A 15496-nucleotide genomic window follows, 5' to 3' on the forward strand; every position below is an offset into this window, starting at 1 on the left:
AACTGTACCCGGTCCGGGTTTCTGCGGCGGTCGGTCAGCGGTCGACGGCGCGGATCAGGCCCGCCGCCAGGCCCGCCGCGACGGCCGAGGTGCGGGAGTCGACGCCGAGCTTGTCGTAGATGTGCACCAGGTGCGTCTTGACGGTGGCTTCGCTGATGAACAGGCGCTTGGAGATCTGCCGGTTGGGCAGCCCCTCGGCGAGGAGCTGGAGGATCTCGGCCTCGCGCGGGGAGAGCGTGGGGCGCCCGGCCCGGACGCGGCCGAGCAGGCGGGCGGCGACCGGCGGGGCGAGGACGGTCTCGCCGCGGGCGGTGGCGTGGATGGCGGCGGCGAGGTCCTCGGGCGGGGCGTCCTTGAGCAGGTAGCCGGTGGCGCCGGCCTCGACCGCGGCGAGGATGTCGGCGTCGGTGGAGTAGGTGGTGAGGACCAGTACGGCGGGCGGGTCGGGCAGCGCGGTGATCCGGCGGGTCGCTTCGACGCCGTGCATGCCGGTGCCCATCTGCAGGTCCATCAGGACGACGTGCGGGCGCTGCCCGGCCGGGAGCGCGGCGAGCAGGTCGAGCGCGGCGGCCCCGTCCGCGGCCTCGCCGACGGCGGTGACGTCGGGCAGGTCGTCGACCATCGCGCGCAGGCCGCGCCGCACCACGGGGTGGTCGTCCACCACCAGCACCCGGATCACCGCCGCACCCCCGCGAGCCGCAGGCGCAGCGCACCGCCGGGCGGCGTACCCGGCCGGCCGCCGGGCGGCGTCTTCGGACGGGCGCCAGGCGCGGGGCCGTCGGCGGCCGTCGGCAGCGGGTCGATCGCGCGCAGCGGCAGGGTCGCGGCGACGGCGGTGCCTTCGCCGGGGGTGGACTCGACGGTGAGGGTGCCCCCGAGGGCGGCGATCCGCTCGTGCATGCCGTGCAGGCCGAAGGAGCCGGGGGCGGGTGCGGTGGCGGGGTCGAAGCCGGTGCCGTCGTCGTAGACGTCCAGGGTGACGGTGTCGTCGAGGTAGCCGAGGGTCACGGCGATGTGCTGGGCCGCGGCGTGCCGGACGGCGTTGGCGAGGGCTTCCTGGGTGAGGCGCAGCAGGGCCACCTCGGCCTCGACGGGCAGGGGGTAGGGCTCGCCGTCGAGGTGGAACGCGGCGTCGGCGCCGTCGGCGAGGCGGCGCAGCGCGTCGGCGAGGGTGGTGTCGTCGAGCGCGGGCGGGGTGAGCGCGTGGACGAACCGGCGGGCCTCGGCGAGGTTCGCGGAGGCGTTCTGTTCGATCTCGCGCAGCAGTGGAAGGGCCGGCGAGGGGGTGTCGGGCAGGGCGGCGGCGGCTTCGCGGGCCAGCAGCACGATGCCGGACAGGCCCTGGGCGAGGGTGTCGTGGATCTCCCGGGCCAGCCGCTGGCGTTCGGCGAGGCGGCCGGCTTCGCGCTGGCTGGCGGCGAGTTCGCCGCGGGTGCGGACCAGGTCGTCGATGAGCTGTTGGCGGGCCCGGCTCTCCCGGTAGAGGGCGGCGTAGCCGTAGGCGGTGAGCAGCGCGACGGCGGCGCCGGCCAGCGGGCCGATCACCTTGGCGGTGGTGAGCCCGCCGGGGGTGGTGGCCTGCGCGGCGATCACGGCGGCGGTCAGGCCGGCCACCGCGGGCAGCGCCCAGCGCACCGGCAGCACGTGCAGGCAGACGAAGTACAGCGGGAATGCGAGGTAGCTGAACTCGGGGTGGTGCAGGGTGAGTTCGATCCACAGCAGGGCGACGGCGAGCAGCCACACGGTGCCCAGCGCGCGCGATTCGCGGATCTGCCGCAGCACGCCGCCGGCGGCGTAGGCGACGGCGAGTGCCCCGGCGCAGACCCAGCCGGCCGCGCCGAGTTCGCCGTTGGCGGCGGCCCGGATCAGCAGGACGGCCAGCAGGGTGAAGAACATGCCGTGCACGGCGAGGTTGGCCAGTCGCAGCGCGGGCGTCGGGCCGGCGGGTGAGCGGTGCGGTGCGGTGGCGGGCGGGGGCGGGGGTGGTTCGGTACGGGGCACGCTGTCCGAGGGTACGGGGCACCGGCGACCGGTCGGCGCGACGCGGCATCAACCGTTCGATGGATTTTCGGCTGCACCGCACGGACGGTGCACAGTCCGCCTTCTCCCTGATGGCAGGGCGGGCGGAAAACGCGAAGGTGGAGTGGTCTTCTCGTCCAGCTGTCCTTCGGAAGGTTTCCCGTGTTCGTCGCATTGCGTGACATCCGTTTCGCCAAGGGGCGGTTCGCCCTGATGGGTGCGGTGGTCACTCTGATCACGACCCTGGTGGTGTTCCTCTACGGCCTGACCGGCGGCCTGTCCTCGGCGGCGTCCTCGACGATCGCCGAACTCCCGGTGGACGGCGTGGTGTTCGGCGCGCCCGCGGGCGCGGCGCCGGAGGTGTCGTTCGCCTCCAGCACGGTGACGGCCGAGCAGCAGGCGCAGATCGCCGCGGCCCCGGGCACCCGGGACGCGCACCCGCTGGGCGTGGCGATGACGCGGTTGACGGCCCCCGACGGCGCGGCCTCGGTGAGCGTGCTGGGCACCGACGCGGCGCTGCTTCCGCCGCTGTCGGCCGGTGCGGCGCCCAAGGACGGCGAGGTCGCCGTCGGCACCGACACCGCCGCCGAGCACCACCTCTCCCCCGGCAGCCAAGTCACCCTCGGCGCCCAGAAGTTGACGGTCAGCGCGATCACCGCCGAGCGTTCGCTCTCGCACGCACCGAGCGTCTGGACGACCACGACGACGTGGCAGCAGGTCTCCGGCCAGAAGCAGCCGACCGCGGTCGCGGTGCACGGCACCCCGAAGGACCTGCCCACCGACCTGAAGGCGGTCTCCCGGAGCGACGCGCTGTCGGGCATCAACGGGTACTCGGCGGAGCGGGGCAGCCTGCTGATGATCCAGGGCTTCCTGTTCGCCGTCAGCGCCCTGGTGATCGGCGCGTTCTTCACGGTGTGGACGGTGCAGCGCCGCCCCGACATCGCGGTGCTCAAGGCCGTCGGCGCGTCCAGCGGCTACCTGGTGCGCGACGCGCTCGCGCAGGCCGCGGCCGTCCTGGTGGCGGGCTCGCTGCTCGGCGGGGCGATCGGCGCGATCGGCGGGGCGTTCGCCTCGGCGGCGGTGCCGTTCGACGTGGGCGTGCTCACGGTGGCGGTGCCGGTCGGCGCGATGGTGCTGCTCGGCCTGCTCGGCGCGGCCCTCGCCGTCCGCCGGATCACCGCCGTCGACCCGCTCGCCGCGCTCGGCGCCAACCGATGACCGTCGTACCTCTCTTCCCGAAGGACCCCGCCATGACCACCACCACCGCCGTCCGCACCGGCCTCGCACTGAGTGGCGTCACCCTCACCTACCCGGACGGCGAGAGCCGGCTGACGGCCCTGAACAACATCGAGCTCTCCGTCGCCCCCGGCGAGTTCGCGGCCATCGTCGGCCCGTCGGGCTGCGGCAAGTCCAGCCTGCTGGCGGTCGCCGCGACGCTCCAGCGCCCGGACACGGGGCAGGTGCTGATCGACGGCGTGGACGCGGGCGCGCTCGGCGAGCGGGAGCGGACGTCGCTGCGCCGCGAGCGCCTGGGCATCGTCTTCCAGCAGTCGAACCTGCTGGCCTCGCTGACCGCGGTGGAGCAGCTGTTGGTGCTGGAGTCGGTGCGCGGCCGCCGCCCGGCCGCCGCCCGGCAGCGCGCCGAGGACCTGCTGGAGTCGGTGGGCCTGGCCGGCCCCAAGCAGCAGCGCCGACCCCACCAGCTCTCCGGCGGCGAACGCCAGCGGGTCAACATCGCCCGCGCCCTGTTCGGCGAGCCCTCCGTCCTCCTGGTCGACGAACCCACCTCCGCCCTCGACCACGAACGCGGCGCCCAGGTCGTCGACCTCCTCGCCGAGGTCACCCGCACCCACCGCACCGCCACCGTCATGGTCACCCACGACCGCGACCTCCTGAGCCGCACCGACCGAGTCCTGGAAATGCAGGACGGCCGCCTGACGGCCCGCTAGGAGCCGTCCTCGGAGGGCGGTTCGCGGGTTGATGACCCTCCAGCGTTTCGGCTGCGGGACGAACCCCTTGTCCCGCGGGTTGCGTTCGACGATCTCGACGCCGATGCCCGGGCCGACGCCGTGCGCGGCGACCTGCTTCTCGTCCGGCGGGCCGCCCGCGCCGACCGGGAACGACCCGCACCGGAGCACGGCGCCGGACCGTGACGACCGGTGAGGACGGGTCGGAGCCGTCGGCCTCGCTGCAGAGGTCGGAGATCGAGCTAGGCGGACGCCGGGGTCAGGTCGTCCTTGCGGGCCCGGCGCACCGCGGGGGCGATCGCGGCCGTGCCGGCGAGGAAGACCAGGCACAGGGTCAGCCAGCCGTACGAGCCATAGTGGATCACCAGGAAGGAGACCACGGCCGGTCCGACGGTCGCCTGGACGACCACGTGGAGGTGGAACGCCCCCAGGTACTCTCCCCGTGCCGCCTCGGGGGCGAGTCCGAAGCCGAGGCCGAACGCGCTGGCCGACTGCCCCAGCTCGGCAAAGGTGACGAGGAGGACCGCCGCCAGGGCGAACACGCCCGCGACCCATGCCGTGGTCACGTTGCCGATGGCCATGGCGAGGCATGCGACCACACTGATCAGGCCCGCCTTGCGCGCCGCGCGGACGGAGCCGCCCAGTGTCTCGGATCCCTTGGCGAACTTCACCTGGAAGAGCACGACCAGGATCGTGTTCAACACGAAGACCGCGGGGATGACGCTGCGCGGGAGCTTGTCACTGGTCACGAGCCACAGCGGGATGCCGACGACGAGGACCGCGCCGTGCAGGGCCAGCAGGCTCGAGGCGCCGATGACGCCGAGGAAGGGCGTGTCCTTCAACGCCCGGAAGCGGGACTCGCGTTCCGTCCTGGTGCGCGGGGCGGGGGTGGCGGGCAGCCGCAGCACCAGTCCCGCCGCCAGCAGGAAGGAGAGGGCGTTCCCCAGGGGAAGCATCTGCATCGCGGAGCCTCCGATGCCGATCAGCGCCGCGGCCACCAGGGCACCGAGCGAGAAGCCGACGTTGAACACCGAACGCAGGGCCGCGCGTGCGCTGACCCGGTCGCCCTCCGGGACCAACTCCGCGATCAAGGTGTGGAACAGCGGGCCGGAGCCCCATTCGAGCGCCCCGACCACACCCACCGCCGCGAAGAACGCCGGCAGCGAACCGACCACCGGGTAGAAGCAGTAGGCGACGCCGATCGCCAGCAACGCGAGGAACAGCAGGCGCCGGGCCCCGATCCGGTCGGCGGCCATGCCCATGAGCACGCTGGACACGAACCCGGAAAGGCCCGCGATGGAGAGGCCGAGGCCGACCTGGGGGGCGGAGAGGTGGGCGACCACGATGAAGTAGACGGCCGAACCGGACGTGAAGACACCGCCGCCCACGCTGTCGAGGAAGTGCAGCAGGGCGAGCGTCCTGGCAGGGCCCTTCAGCGAGGAGTAGTTGTTCCGTACGAAAGAAGCGATCACGTTGAACTCCGTGGCGTGTCGGGCGATAAGCGGCCGCGGGGGCCCGTCCTCAAGCGGTCTGTCTTCACGGGAGCGGGGGGAAGTCGTCATCCGGGAACGGGACTCCCGCAGCGACGCCGGCCGGCTCGACGAGGGGTTCGCCGACGAGGCGTTCGCGGGGGTCGTAGCGCGTCTCGACGTCCATGTAGACGACGACGTGGGCGACGCGCGGGTCGTCGGTGAGGTTCGGCGAGGCGCTGTGGGCGGTGAGCGAGTGGTGGAAGGTGCAGTCGCCGGCCCGGAGCGGGACGGTGACGCGGGGTTCCCAGACCAGCTCCGGAGCGGCCCGCATCAGGTTGTCGGCGTCGCGCAGGTCCTGGCGGTGCCGGCCGTCGAGGAGGTGCGAGCCGGGGATGAAGGTCATGCAGCCGCGTGTCGTCGGGACGTCGACGAGGGCAACCCAGGCGGACAGGGAGTGCCGGGAACCGAGGTGCGGCCAGTAGGGCTGGTCCTGGTGGAACTCGGTGGGGGCGCCGTTGTGCGGTTCCTTGATCAACAGGTGGTCGTGGTACAGCCGCAGCGGGACCCCGGCCAGTGCGGTGGCCGCGGCGGCCAGGACGGGGCTGAGGGTGAGCTCGCGGAGGGTCTCGTCCTGCTGCCACAGCTGCATCAAGTGGGTGAACGCCGGATCGCGGGGAACGTCCTTCTGCCGGTCCCTCGCCGCCAGCGCTGCCCTGGCATAGCGAGCGGCCTCGTCCTCGCCGATGATGCCGGGGATGCGGACGAACCCGTCGCGTCGGTAGGCGACCACCTGTTCATCGGTCACGGGCTGGTTCATGCGTTCTTCCTGTCGGAATCCGGGGAACGGGCCCGGACCGCCGAACGGGGCCGGGGGTTCTCATGGGGTGGGAGCGTGGAGGCGAGGAGCCCGGGCTGATCGCGGTCGTCGGCGGCGTCGACGCCGGTCCGCTGCCGACGGCGTCCGGGGGGACGCAGCGCGCCTCAGGACGACAGCGCCGCGCGGACGGCTTCGAGGGCGTCGAGCCGCTTGCGGTCCCAGTGGTCGAGGCGGTCGGCGGCGAGGTGTTCCGCCAGAATCGCCGCGGCGTCGCCGGGAAGCCCGCGCTTCCACTGCTTCACCAGGACGGAGGGCCGTCTGGCCCGGAAGTTCAGGGACCGCGCGATCGCCAGCGCGGTGTGCGCGTCCTCGGGGGTGAGGTCCTTCTCCCCGACCCGCTCCGCCATCAGCCAACGGAGGTTCACCAAGGGAACGGTGACGGGGGTGTAGTCCTCCGGGTCGTAGAGGAGCGCCACCTCGCCGTCGGACTCGATCGAGCCGTTCAGGTACTGCTCGTAGACCCAGCCGCTGCCGGTCATCCCGATCGTCCGGCACTCCACGGCCCGCAGGGCCCCCATCGAGGACGCGCCGGTCAGCGGTTGCCCCGCGAACAGGAGGGCCCGCACCTCGGTCACGCTGACCGCGAGGCTCTGGCCGAACTCCCCGTCCAGCATGAGGGTCCGGCGAGGGGCCTCGGCGCCGATGAGGGCCGCCAGGTCGTGCCGACGGACCGGCGGGCGCAGGTCGAGCACCCGGTTCCGCTCCTCGGCGAGCAGGCGCAGGTGCGTGAGGTCTGCCGGGCGCAGCGAAGGGCCCGCGAACACCGTGACGGTGGCGGCGGCGCTCATGACAGGGACTTTGCGAGTCCGGCCCGCACCATCTCGCGGTGCAGGCGTGTTCCCAGCCGGGCGGGATCGTTGTGATACACCTCGAGTCCGGGCACGATCGCCTTGGTCACCGAGAAGGGAAAGCCTTCGGGGGCCAGTTCCGTCGCGAACACCAGCGGGAGCCCGGCGCGTTCCAGCCCCGCCAGGACCACGTCGAGGTCGCCGTCGGTCGTGCCGGTACTCGCGCTCTCCACCACGTCGAAGTCCGCCGTGGGCCGTCCGCCGTTGAACATCCGGTACATCTCCTGCAGTGCCTCGTAGGACGAGTTCCGGCGATAGGCCTGCCCCGTGAAGTCCTCCCGGGCGCCCGCGATGACAGCGAGTCGGGACTGGGCCGCTTCCGTCAGCGCGCGGGTCACCGCGACGACCGGGTCGAGGTGGCAGCCCCAGCCGCCGTTGAAGAGCATTCCGTCCCCGGCCTGGGTGTCGTCGGTCGTCGCGAAGCAGGTCGGCACCCCGATGTCGTTGACGTAGGCGAAGACCTGGACCTCGATGCCGATCCGTTGGAACCGCCCGGCCAACTCCCGGGCGGCGTCCGGCAGTGAGGACAGCCGGATGTTCCAACCACTCTTCAGGGTCTCGCCGAACGCCGTGCAGTCGTGCTCGACGGTCTCGAGCAGCCCGTGCAGCAGGGCTTCCTGCGGGCTGTTGCCCACGGCGAGGCCGATGGTGTTCGACCGGAACATCCCGCACTCGTTCGGGAACGGGACGAAGACCGCGAGGGCGGGCACCAGGACCTCGACGTTCGAGGCCAGTTCCCGCACGGGCCACCAGCTGATGGAGGTGGTCTCGGTCCAGGTGTGGCCCCTCTTGAGGATCAGACGCCGCGGGTCGAGGACCGGGGTGCCCGCCTCGCGCAGCTCGGCGTACGAGGCCCGGAGCGGGGGCTCACCCGCCCGCTGTTCGCACCAGGTCCGTTCGATCGCCTCCATCATGGCCGACACCCGGGCCGCAGCCGGGGTCATGCCCTTGCCGCTGGTCACCGTGTTGAGCCCGGGGGCCGCGGCGGGGCGGAAGCTGTTGAAGACCGGGATGCCGAGGTCGTCGAGCTCGGTGATGTCGGCGATCCGAGTGATCCCGCACCGGGTGAAAGAGGCCCGGGCAAGCGCTTCCGTCTCCTCCAGCGTGCGCGTCCGCAAGGAGGTGCCGCAGGCGGTGGCGGGCGGGTCCCCGGCGGGCGGGAACCAATGGGTCCGATCGAGGCTCGCCGGAACACCCGCCGCGGGGGCTCCCGTGCGGAGGTTCGTGTGAACGATCGTCATCTGACGCTGAGTTCCTTTCGCGCTGATCGGCCTCCGAGCGTCTCGCGGCATGCCCGGGCCACCCATCGGTGCCAGGCTGCGGCGTTCGCGGGCCTGAGGATGCTGTGCCTCTCGTCCGGGACGAGCATGAGTTCGACGTCCACGCCCTGGGTGTCCAGCGTCCGGTACATGGCGCGGGATTCACCGACCGGTACGTGGGTGTCCTCGCACCCGTGGGACAACAGCACCTTCGTCCGCGGCGGGATCGCCTCCAGTGAGAGGCTCTCCGAGCGGTAGGAGGCCGACGAGTCCACCGGACCGTACTCGCGCAGCCAGTGCCAGTGCAGATCGCACGCACGCGCCACGGCCGGGAAGTCGGCCCAGCCGCAATGGCTGACGATCAGACGCGGCTCGCGCAGGAGCGTCCCCAGCGCCAACGACAGGAAGCCCCCGAAGCTCGCGCCCATCACCGCCACCCGGTCGGCGTCGAGACGCGGGTCGAGCAGCGCGTCCGCGACCTGCTCGGCGGCCACGACGGCCACCTCGGAGGTCCATTTCCCCCAGCCCCGCTCGATGGCGTCCTGACCGTACCCGACCGACAGGGGCGGGTCGGGCATCAGCACCGCGTACCCGTCGGCCACGAACGGCCACGGGTTCCACCGCCAGGACCAGTCGGTCCAGCTGAGCATCGGTCCGCCGTGGCACCAGACCAGGACGGGCAGCTCCCGGTCGACGTCCTCGGGCAGGCAGAGCCAGCTGCTCCACTCGACCCCGTCGGATGCCGTGTGGGTGAGGCGCTCCATCCGGCCCCGTGGAGTGGCCTCGACCGCCGGGGCGAGGATCTCCGTCCGAGGGACGCCCGGCGCGGCGAGCGCGAGGGTGACGACCGAGGGCGGTGAGGCGATGGAGGAGCGGACGACCAGGGCCTCACCCGGGCGGGCCGTCACGGAGAACACCGAGCCGCCGGCGTCGATCCGCGTGACGTCGTCCTCGTCGACGGCGACCCGCCACAGGTGGCGCCGCCCGTCCTCCTCGCCGGTGCACAGCAGGGTCGTCGGGTCCTGCCAGGCGCGGGGCTGGAGCCAGTCGCGATGGCCCCGGCCGACCTTGCGCACGACGAGGCCGTCGCTCGACACCAGGGCCGCTTCCTGACGGGGCGCCGTCCCGGGGACCGCGATCCGTTCCGCCGTGCAGGCGAACCAGGCACCGTCCGGAGAAGCGATCGCGTCGCTCAGATCGTCATCGGCCCACACCTGCCGGGCGTCGTCCGGCGCGCCCGGGGAGAACACGAGCAAGCCGTAGCGACGGTGTCCGCCGGGAAGGAAGCGGACCAACCCGGCGGCGCAGCGGCGGCCGTCCGGAGTCAGGGCGAGCTGGCCGGACAGCAGGGTGTCCCGTTCCAGGGGCGTGTCCAACAGTTCCGGCGCGGCCGCATCCTCGTCCAGGGACACTCCGACCAGCTTGAGTACCTCGGGACCGAACCGATAGCCGGAGCGCGGCCAGAGGTCGCCGCCGACGATCACCGCGGTCAGGCCGTCCTGAGCCGCCTCCTCCCGGAGCGCGCGGTCCGAAGCGAGGGAGTCCGCCTCGGCGTGGACCCAGACGGCCGCGACGGCCGTCCGGCCGCCGGCGGCGTAGCAGACCACGTCGCGAGCGGTGCCGAGCAGCGCCTCCGGCCGCCGCCCCTCGCGGTGCCGCCAGAGTGACCGGCCGCCGACCGGATGTTCCGCTCTCGGACGCCGATCCGAGAGGAACAGGTAGTCGTCGTCACCGATGACGGTCACCGACGAGGCGCCCGCGTGGGCGTGCTGCAGGGCCGGTCCGTCATCGCCGTCGAACGAGTAGCCCAGCACAAAAGGAACGAGGTCGGAACGGTTCTCCCGCTCGATGTCGGATTCGACGAGAAGACGACTGCCGAGCCGGTGCGCCGACTTGAGCCGCTGCTGCGCCCTGATGAGGTCGAACAGGGCGGTCCCGGCGGTGCCTTCGGTGGTGGGCTCGCTCACGGTCCTACGCCCTGCCTTCATGTTGCCGCAGCCGCACGGCCTGCTCCGCCAGCGCTCCGCGGTCGTGGCCGGCCAGATGGGCGCGCAGTTCGGTGCGGAGCCAGGCGACCTTCTCCGCCGGGGACCCGAAGTGGTGCCGTCCCGCGATCTGTGCCGCGGCGGAGCCCTTGAGGAACTGTGCCAGGGCCAGCTCGGCGAGATCGCGGACCGTGGGCTGCTGGACGGAGATCACCAGGTGGAGCGTGTCGGTGCCGTCCGGGGCCACCTGGCGCACCCGTCCCGCCGGGACGTAGAGGACGCCGCCGGCCTCCAGCACGGTCTCGAAGGCGCCCTCGCCCTCGCCCACGACCCAGCGCGCCCGGCCGTCCAGCTGCACGACGAGGGCGTGGGCGCCGTCGACATGGGCAGGCACCCCGGCGGATCCGGCGGCGCAGAGGTACGCGTCGGCGCCGACCTCGGCACGGCATTCGCCCCGGAGTGCGTCGACCAGGGTGCCGAGGCCGGCGTTCCAGTCCTCCAGCTGCCTCAGTAGGAAGACCCGGCCGGAGGCGACCAGCTCCCGCACTGCGGCCGGCTTCGCGTACCCCGGGCGGGGCTTCGTCTGGACGATCCGGGTCTCACAGACGCCCGAGACCGTGGGAGTGGCGTCCTGCCGGAGGATGCCGAAGTAGGGGGCGACCAGCGAGCCGCAGTCCAGCTCGCGCCAGACGCCGTCCATGGAGAGCAGCCCTCTCGCCGGCTCACAGGTGAACGTGGCCGTGCGGTTGCCCCACACCTCGGCGAGGAACGACTCGGCGTCGCCGACGAGGTCGGCGATGTTCGCGGGCGTCCGCGTGGTCCCCTCGGCCCGCCTGGTCCCGTCCGTCCGCGCGGAAGCATCGATCATCATCGGGTCAGGCCCTCCGGTTCCGCATGCGCGCCACGGCCGAGTCCACGAGTGCGTCCGAATCCATCCGGTCCAGGTGGTCGAGCAACGCGCGGGTCATCGCCTCGGCCTTGTCCTCGGTGGAGGCGCCGGAGGTGACGGCCTCCAGCCGGTCCGCCTCGGCGCCGAAGCCCTCCATCACGGACTCGACGAGATCCAGCGGGGCCGGCTCCGTGAGGGTCAGGGTCAGATGCAGCGAGGTGCCCGTGCGGGCCGTCGCGACGTGGGGGATGCCGTGGGGCAGGTAGAGGACGTCCCCGGGCTCCATGACGAAGGAGTGCGAGTGACTGTCCGCGTCCAGGTCGGGCAGGAGCCCGCCACGGGAGTCGACCTTGTCGGGGGTGTCGTAGATGCGCCACTCCTTGGCGCCTGCGATCTGCAGCGCGAGCACGTGGGACGGGTCCCGGTGCGGAAGCATGCCGGTGTTGTCGCACGGGGTGTAGAAGACGTAGGCCTTGAGCTCGGCGGGAAGCCGGCTCTCGATCTCGTCCATGAGCGACCGTGTCGGCAGGTGCCAGTCCTCGAGCTGACTCAGCTTCATCGTGGCGCCGCCGTCGAGGAGCCGGCGAACCTTCCGGGCGTCGGCGAAGCCGCTCACGCCCCGGCCTCGGACGTTCCTGGTCCGGGTGAAGTCCGAGATCGCGGGCTGGACTCCCTCCTTGAGGAGCATGAAGTACGGCCAGCGGAGCAGGCCGACATCGAGTATTTCCTGAATTGCTTTCTCGTCCAGCATTCCCGTGACGGGAGCGGCATCCTTGAACAGGCCGTGTTTCTTGTTCCAGAAGACCTCCATGAGATCGACTTCGTCAATGAGGCGAGCCAGCGGATGTACAGTTCCCACGGGAATTCCTGCCGATCGGATGGAACCGCTCGGAGACGGCCCGGAGGCCGTCTCCGAGCGGCGCGCTGTCAGGCCTCGTTGATGACGCCGACGACCATCGGGCGGTCGTGCTTGGAGAGCTCCTCGATCTCGGCCTCGGCCTCGGCGATGATGACCTCTTCGTTGGTGGCGGCGAGCTTGTCGTTGATGGACATCGAATACTCCTTTTCCTTGCCGGTTCGTCGGTTCCCGTCGGATAACGGTCCGATGAATATTAGATTGGAGAGCGGGCGGCGCGTCAAGGGGAGAGGAACGAATTAATTCGCTGACGCATCCCCGCCGGTCCCAAACCGTGCGCGATGGAGTGCTGGCGCGGCGATCCGTAGTGCCTCAGTTCCTCTTTGGCAACCCCGAGAGCGAGAATTCGGTGCGGCCTGTCGATCAAGGCATCGGATATTTCGGCCGTCGACGTTCCAGCGAGATAGGGCTCGACCAGGACGACGGAGGCCACTGCTTGTTCGTGCACCGCGGCGCGCAATCCCTCGGCGTCGAAGGGGCGAATCGTGGCGGCGTAGAGGACGGTGACGTCAAGGTGTTCGGTGGCCTGGAGCACCGGGTCGGCCAACGGGCCCACCGCGATGACCGTGGCCCGTCTCCCCCGGCGCAGGAGCCGGAAGCCCGGCCCCGAACGCAGACCGTACGGCTCGGCGTTCGACTGGTTGGACAGGCGGACGTAGACGAGCCCGTCGCCCGTCGCGGCCTCGCGCAGCTGCGCCTCGGCCTCGTCCGGATGGCCCGGCACGTGGATGGTCCAGTGCGGCAGCGTCGACAACAGCGCGACGTCGCCGGGCGACTGGTGGGACCGGCCGCCGCTCGCCATGTCGTAGGAGGCGCCGGCGCTGACCAGGACCGCGCCCACGTCCTGGTGGTTCAGGTCGACTTTGATCTGCTCGAAGGGCCGCTCGACGAGGAAGGGGGCGAAGCTGTGGGCGATCGGCCGCATTCCCGCCAGCGAGAGGCCGCCCGCCACGCTCACCAGCAGTTGTTCCCTGATCCCCAGGTTGAGTACCCGGTCGGGATGGCTCTCCCTGGCGGCGCCGAACAGACCTGCGGTGAGGTCGGCGGTCACCAGGGCGAGGTTCTCGTGGACGTCCAGCAGTTCCGTCGTGACGTCGACGAAGCGCTGACGCATGATGCCGGCCAAGGGCACTCCTCCGGATGGCTCTGAGATCTGGATGGCTCTGAGGTCGAGGAGTCAGCGGTCGGCCGCGGCGCCCACGTCGGCGACGACCAGACCGGGTCGGCCGGGATGAGGGGTGGTGAAGGCCTTCTCCAGGGCGTCGTGGTCGCGGCCGTCGACCCGCTGGATCGCCCAGCCCTCGGCCGCGAACCGCGTCTCCAGACCGCCGGGCCAGCCCTGTGTCGCCGAGTGGTTGTCGACGACCACGGCGTTCAGCCGGTCCAGACCGGCGCGCGCGGCGTAGGCGACCGCTTCGTGATTGGACCCCTCGTCGAACTCGCCGTCGCCGAGCAGCACCCAGATGCGGGAGTCCGTGAGTCCGCGGGCCCGCAGCCCCAGTGCCGTCCCCACCGCGAGGGGCAGGCCGTGCCCGAGGGATCCGCTGGAGATCTCGACGCCGGGGACGAGCGTGCGGTCGGGGTGGTAGCCGAGCGGTGACCGGAACGCGCCGAACATGTCGAACAGCTCAGGCTGGAAGAAGCCCTTGGCGCACAGCACCGCGTAGTAGGCCTGCGGACCGTGGCCCTTCGACAGGTAGAACCGGTCACGGTCCTCGCGCATGGCCGGATCGACGCGCAGGACCCGGTCGTAGAGCACCCAGAGCGCGTCCATCGTCGAGGTCGCGGCCTCGGCGTGCTTCTCGTCGCCGGTCATCCTCGACATCAGTCCCGCGAGGTCCTCGAATTCGGCCGGGCCCGACTCCGGGTCCCGTAACCGAGGCAGGTTGTCGCGCATGGTCATCCTTTCGAAGGCCAACCAAGAACCTACACTCAGTTCGGTCGGTCTCGAACGATGCTTCCCAGGTTGGCCGAATCCATGCTCATGAATCACTCGTCCTCGATTCGTCAGCGGCCCTCACTCGGTGATCGTCTCGGCGGTTCGCCCGTTATGTCCCGAGGCCGTTCGGGGCGGGCCGTCGCACGACGCTGCGGGAATGCCGGGTTCCACGGGCCCGGAACTGCTGTCTTTCCTCGCATCGTCGCAGTTCAAGCACACCTTTTCCGTACCCGCCGGCAGATCGGCCTGCTCGGTCGAATACCCGAGGCTCGTAAACCGCTTGACCTCGGGCGTAAACTGCCGAGCCATGAAGCATCGATCACTGGGGCGTAGCGGGCTGAAAGTCAGCGAAATCGCCTACGGCAGTTGGATCAGCTACACAGAGGGATCAGCCGAGCGAATCGCCCGAGAGGCGCTCGAACAGGGCATTACGACCTTCGACACCGCCGACGTCTACGGCGGGACCCGAGCAGAAGTCGTCCTGGGCCGCGCTTTGGAGAACGTGCGCCGGGAGTCCGTCGAGATATCGACCAAGGTCTTCTCCCCGATCGGTCCGGGGGCCAACGACCGGGGCTTGTCCCGCAAACACATCATGGAGGCGGCGCACGGCTCGCTGCGGCGCCTGGGAACCGACTACATCGACCTTTACCAAGCACACCGCTTCGACGAGCGGACCCCACTCGCCGAGACCCTGCGCGCCTTCGACGACCTGGTCCGACAGGGAAAGGTCCTCTACGTGGGGGTGTCGGAGTGGACGGCGGCCCAGATGTCCGAGGCCCTCGAACTGGCCGACCGGATGGGGCTGGACCGGATCGTCTCCAACCAGCCCCAGTACAACCTGGTGTGGCGAGTCATCGAGGAGGAGGTCCTGCCGCTGTGCGAACGCGAGGGAATCGGCCAGCTCGCCTGGTCGCCGCTGGCCCAGGGGCTGCTGACCGGTAAGTACCTGCCGGGTACGCCGCCCCCCACCGGATCGCGCGCCGCGGGCGCGGCGGCCTCCCAGTTCGCCTCGGGGGCGCTGACCGCCAACGTGCTGAAACGCGTCGCCGAGCTCGGCGAGGTCGCCTCGGACCTCGGCCTGACCATGCCCCAGCTGGCCATCGCCTGGGTGCTGCGCAACCCGAACATCGCGTCCGCGATCGTCGGCGCGAGCAAGCCCGAGCAGATCGCCCAGAGCGCCACGGCCTCCGGGATCGAGCTCGACGACGAGACCGTCGAGCGCATCGACCGCATCCTCGACCCGATCATCGAGCGCGACCCGCGCAAGACCCCCTCACAACCGACCAGCTACGGCAACTGACAAGGCAGCAGAGCACTCGTGAAGT

15 protein-coding genes and 1 pseudogene are annotated in these 15496 nt (G+C 71.5%); 3 read left to right on the forward strand and 13 right to left on the reverse strand.

What is annotated here, in order from left to right; genetic code table 11:
• Window positions 1-34 precede the first annotated feature (34 nt).
• Entirely contained in the window at window positions 35-679 is a 645-nt protein-coding gene (locus CG736_RS03810) for a response regulator transcription factor (RefSeq protein ID WP_100584677.1), read from the reverse strand.
• Window positions 676-2001 (reverse strand): sensor histidine kinase, encoded by a 1326-nt coding sequence (locus CG736_RS38325; protein WP_198520342.1) that lies wholly within the window; start codon window positions 1999-2001, stop codon window positions 676-678. The genes CG736_RS03810 and CG736_RS38325 overlap by 4 nt, the downstream gene beginning before the upstream one ends.
• Before the next feature lie 180 nt (window positions 2002-2181).
• On the opposite strand from CG736_RS38325, the gene CG736_RS03820 reads away from it, so the two are divergent.
• Window positions 2182-3237, forward strand: a complete 1056-nt coding sequence (locus tag CG736_RS03820) for an FtsX-like permease family protein (protein ID WP_100584679.1) — start codon at window positions 2182-2184, stop codon at window positions 3235-3237.
• A gap of 32 nt (window positions 3238-3269) precedes the next feature.
• Complete coding sequence (locus CG736_RS03825) at window positions 3270-3968, forward strand: ABC transporter ATP-binding protein (protein ID WP_100584680.1); 699 nt, start codon at window positions 3270-3272, stop codon at window positions 3966-3968.
• A 33-nt stretch (window positions 3969-4001) separates the two neighbouring features.
• Here the strand turns inward: CG736_RS03825 and CG736_RS38825 are convergent.
• The 11 genes and pseudogenes from CG736_RS38825 to CG736_RS03875 all read right to left on the reverse strand — a co-directional run.
• Window positions 4002-4109 (reverse strand): annotated as a pseudogene (locus CG736_RS38825) (IS5/IS1182 family transposase); the annotation flags it as partial.
• Between the two features lie 119 nt (window positions 4110-4228).
• Window positions 4229-5458: an MFS transporter gene (locus CG736_RS03835; RefSeq protein WP_157815394.1), complete on the reverse strand. Its 1230-nt coding sequence runs from the start codon at window positions 5456-5458 to the stop codon at window positions 4229-4231.
• Between the two features lie 64 nt (window positions 5459-5522).
• Entirely contained in the window at window positions 5523-6275 is a 753-nt protein-coding gene (locus CG736_RS03840; protein ID WP_100584682.1) for a phytanoyl-CoA dioxygenase family protein, read from the reverse strand.
• Between the two features lie 164 nt (window positions 6276-6439).
• Window positions 6440-7123 (reverse strand): TfuA-like protein, encoded by a 684-nt coding sequence (locus CG736_RS03845; protein WP_100584683.1) that lies wholly within the window; start codon window positions 7121-7123, stop codon window positions 6440-6442.
• Window positions 7120-8301, reverse strand: a complete 1182-nt coding sequence (locus CG736_RS03850) for a YcaO-like family protein (protein WP_157815395.1) — start codon at window positions 8299-8301, stop codon at window positions 7120-7122. Before CG736_RS03850 ends, CG736_RS03845 begins: the two co-directional genes overlap by 4 nt.
• Window positions 8302-8420: 119 nt before the next feature.
• Window positions 8421-10409, reverse strand: a complete 1989-nt coding sequence (locus tag CG736_RS03855; protein ID WP_100584685.1) for a prolyl oligopeptidase family serine peptidase — start codon at window positions 10407-10409, stop codon at window positions 8421-8423.
• A gap of 4 nt (window positions 10410-10413) precedes the next feature.
• Window positions 10414-11298, reverse strand: coding sequence for a JmjC domain-containing protein (locus CG736_RS03860; protein ID WP_100584686.1), 885 nt, complete (start codon window positions 11296-11298; stop codon window positions 10414-10416).
• A 4-nt stretch (window positions 11299-11302) separates the two neighbouring features.
• Window positions 11303-12127, reverse strand: coding sequence for a JmjC domain-containing protein (locus CG736_RS03865; protein WP_100584687.1), 825 nt, complete (start codon window positions 12125-12127; stop codon window positions 11303-11305).
• Between the two features lie 116 nt (window positions 12128-12243).
• On the reverse strand, window positions 12244-12369 hold the full coding sequence (locus CG736_RS38330; protein WP_255418981.1) for a hypothetical protein: 126 nt from the start codon (window positions 12367-12369) through the stop codon (window positions 12244-12246).
• 83 nt (window positions 12370-12452) lie between these two features.
• Complete coding sequence (locus tag CG736_RS03870; RefSeq protein WP_100585035.1) at window positions 12453-13346, reverse strand: transketolase family protein; 894 nt, start codon at window positions 13344-13346, stop codon at window positions 12453-12455.
• 63 nt (window positions 13347-13409) lie between these two features.
• On the reverse strand, window positions 13410-14129 hold the full coding sequence (locus CG736_RS03875) for a thiamine pyrophosphate-dependent enzyme (protein WP_100584688.1): 720 nt from the start codon (window positions 14127-14129) through the stop codon (window positions 13410-13412).
• 199 nt (window positions 14130-14328) lie between these two features.
• On the opposite strand from CG736_RS03875, the gene CG736_RS03880 reads away from it, so the two are divergent.
• Window positions 14329-15471 carry an aldo/keto reductase family protein gene (locus tag CG736_RS03880; protein ID WP_369879807.1) on the forward strand — a complete coding sequence of 381 codons (1143 nt, stop codon included), beginning with the start codon at window positions 14329-14331 and terminating at the stop codon, window positions 15469-15471.
• Window positions 15472-15496 lie beyond the last annotated feature (25 nt).

Source organism: Kitasatospora sp. CB02891 (genome assembly GCF_002803145.1).
In the GTDB taxonomy this organism is placed as follows: Bacteria; Actinomycetota; Actinomycetes; order Streptomycetales; family Streptomycetaceae; genus Kitasatospora; species Kitasatospora griseola.

What these genes read in the sequence shown, in the direction of transcription:
- CG736_RS03860 (WP_100584686.1), bottom strand. Translation starts at nt 11,298, where the DNA reads ATGATGATCGATGCTTCCGCGCGGACGGACGGGACCAGGCGGGCCGAG.
- CG736_RS03865 (WP_100584687.1), bottom strand. Translation starts at nt 12,127, where the DNA reads ATGGAGGTCTTCTGGAACAAGAAACACGGCCTGTTCAAGGATGCCGCT.
- CG736_RS03825 (WP_100584680.1), top strand. Translation starts at nt 3,270, where the DNA reads ATGACCACCACCACCGCCGTCCGCACCGGCCTCGCACTGAGTGGCGTC.
- CG736_RS03880 (WP_369879807.1), top strand. Translation starts at nt 14,329, where the DNA reads ATGCCGGGTTCCACGGGCCCGGAACTGCTGTCTTTCCTCGCATCGTCG.
- CG736_RS03845 (WP_100584683.1), bottom strand. Translation starts at nt 7,123, where the DNA reads ATGAGCGCCGCCGCCACCGTCACGGTGTTCGCGGGCCCTTCGCTGCGC.
- CG736_RS03840 (WP_100584682.1), bottom strand. Translation starts at nt 6,275, where the DNA reads ATGAACCAGCCCGTGACCGATGAACAGGTGGTCGCCTACCGACGCGAC.
- CG736_RS03870 (WP_100585035.1), bottom strand. Translation starts at nt 13,346, where the DNA reads ATGCGTCAGCGCTTCGTCGACGTCACGACGGAACTGCTGGACGTCCAC.
- CG736_RS38330 (WP_255418981.1), bottom strand. Translation starts at nt 12,369, where the DNA reads ATGTCCATCAACGACAAGCTCGCCGCCACCAACGAAGAGGTCATCATC.
- CG736_RS03875 (WP_100584688.1), bottom strand. Translation starts at nt 14,129, where the DNA reads ATGCGCGACAACCTGCCTCGGTTACGGGACCCGGAGTCGGGCCCGGCC.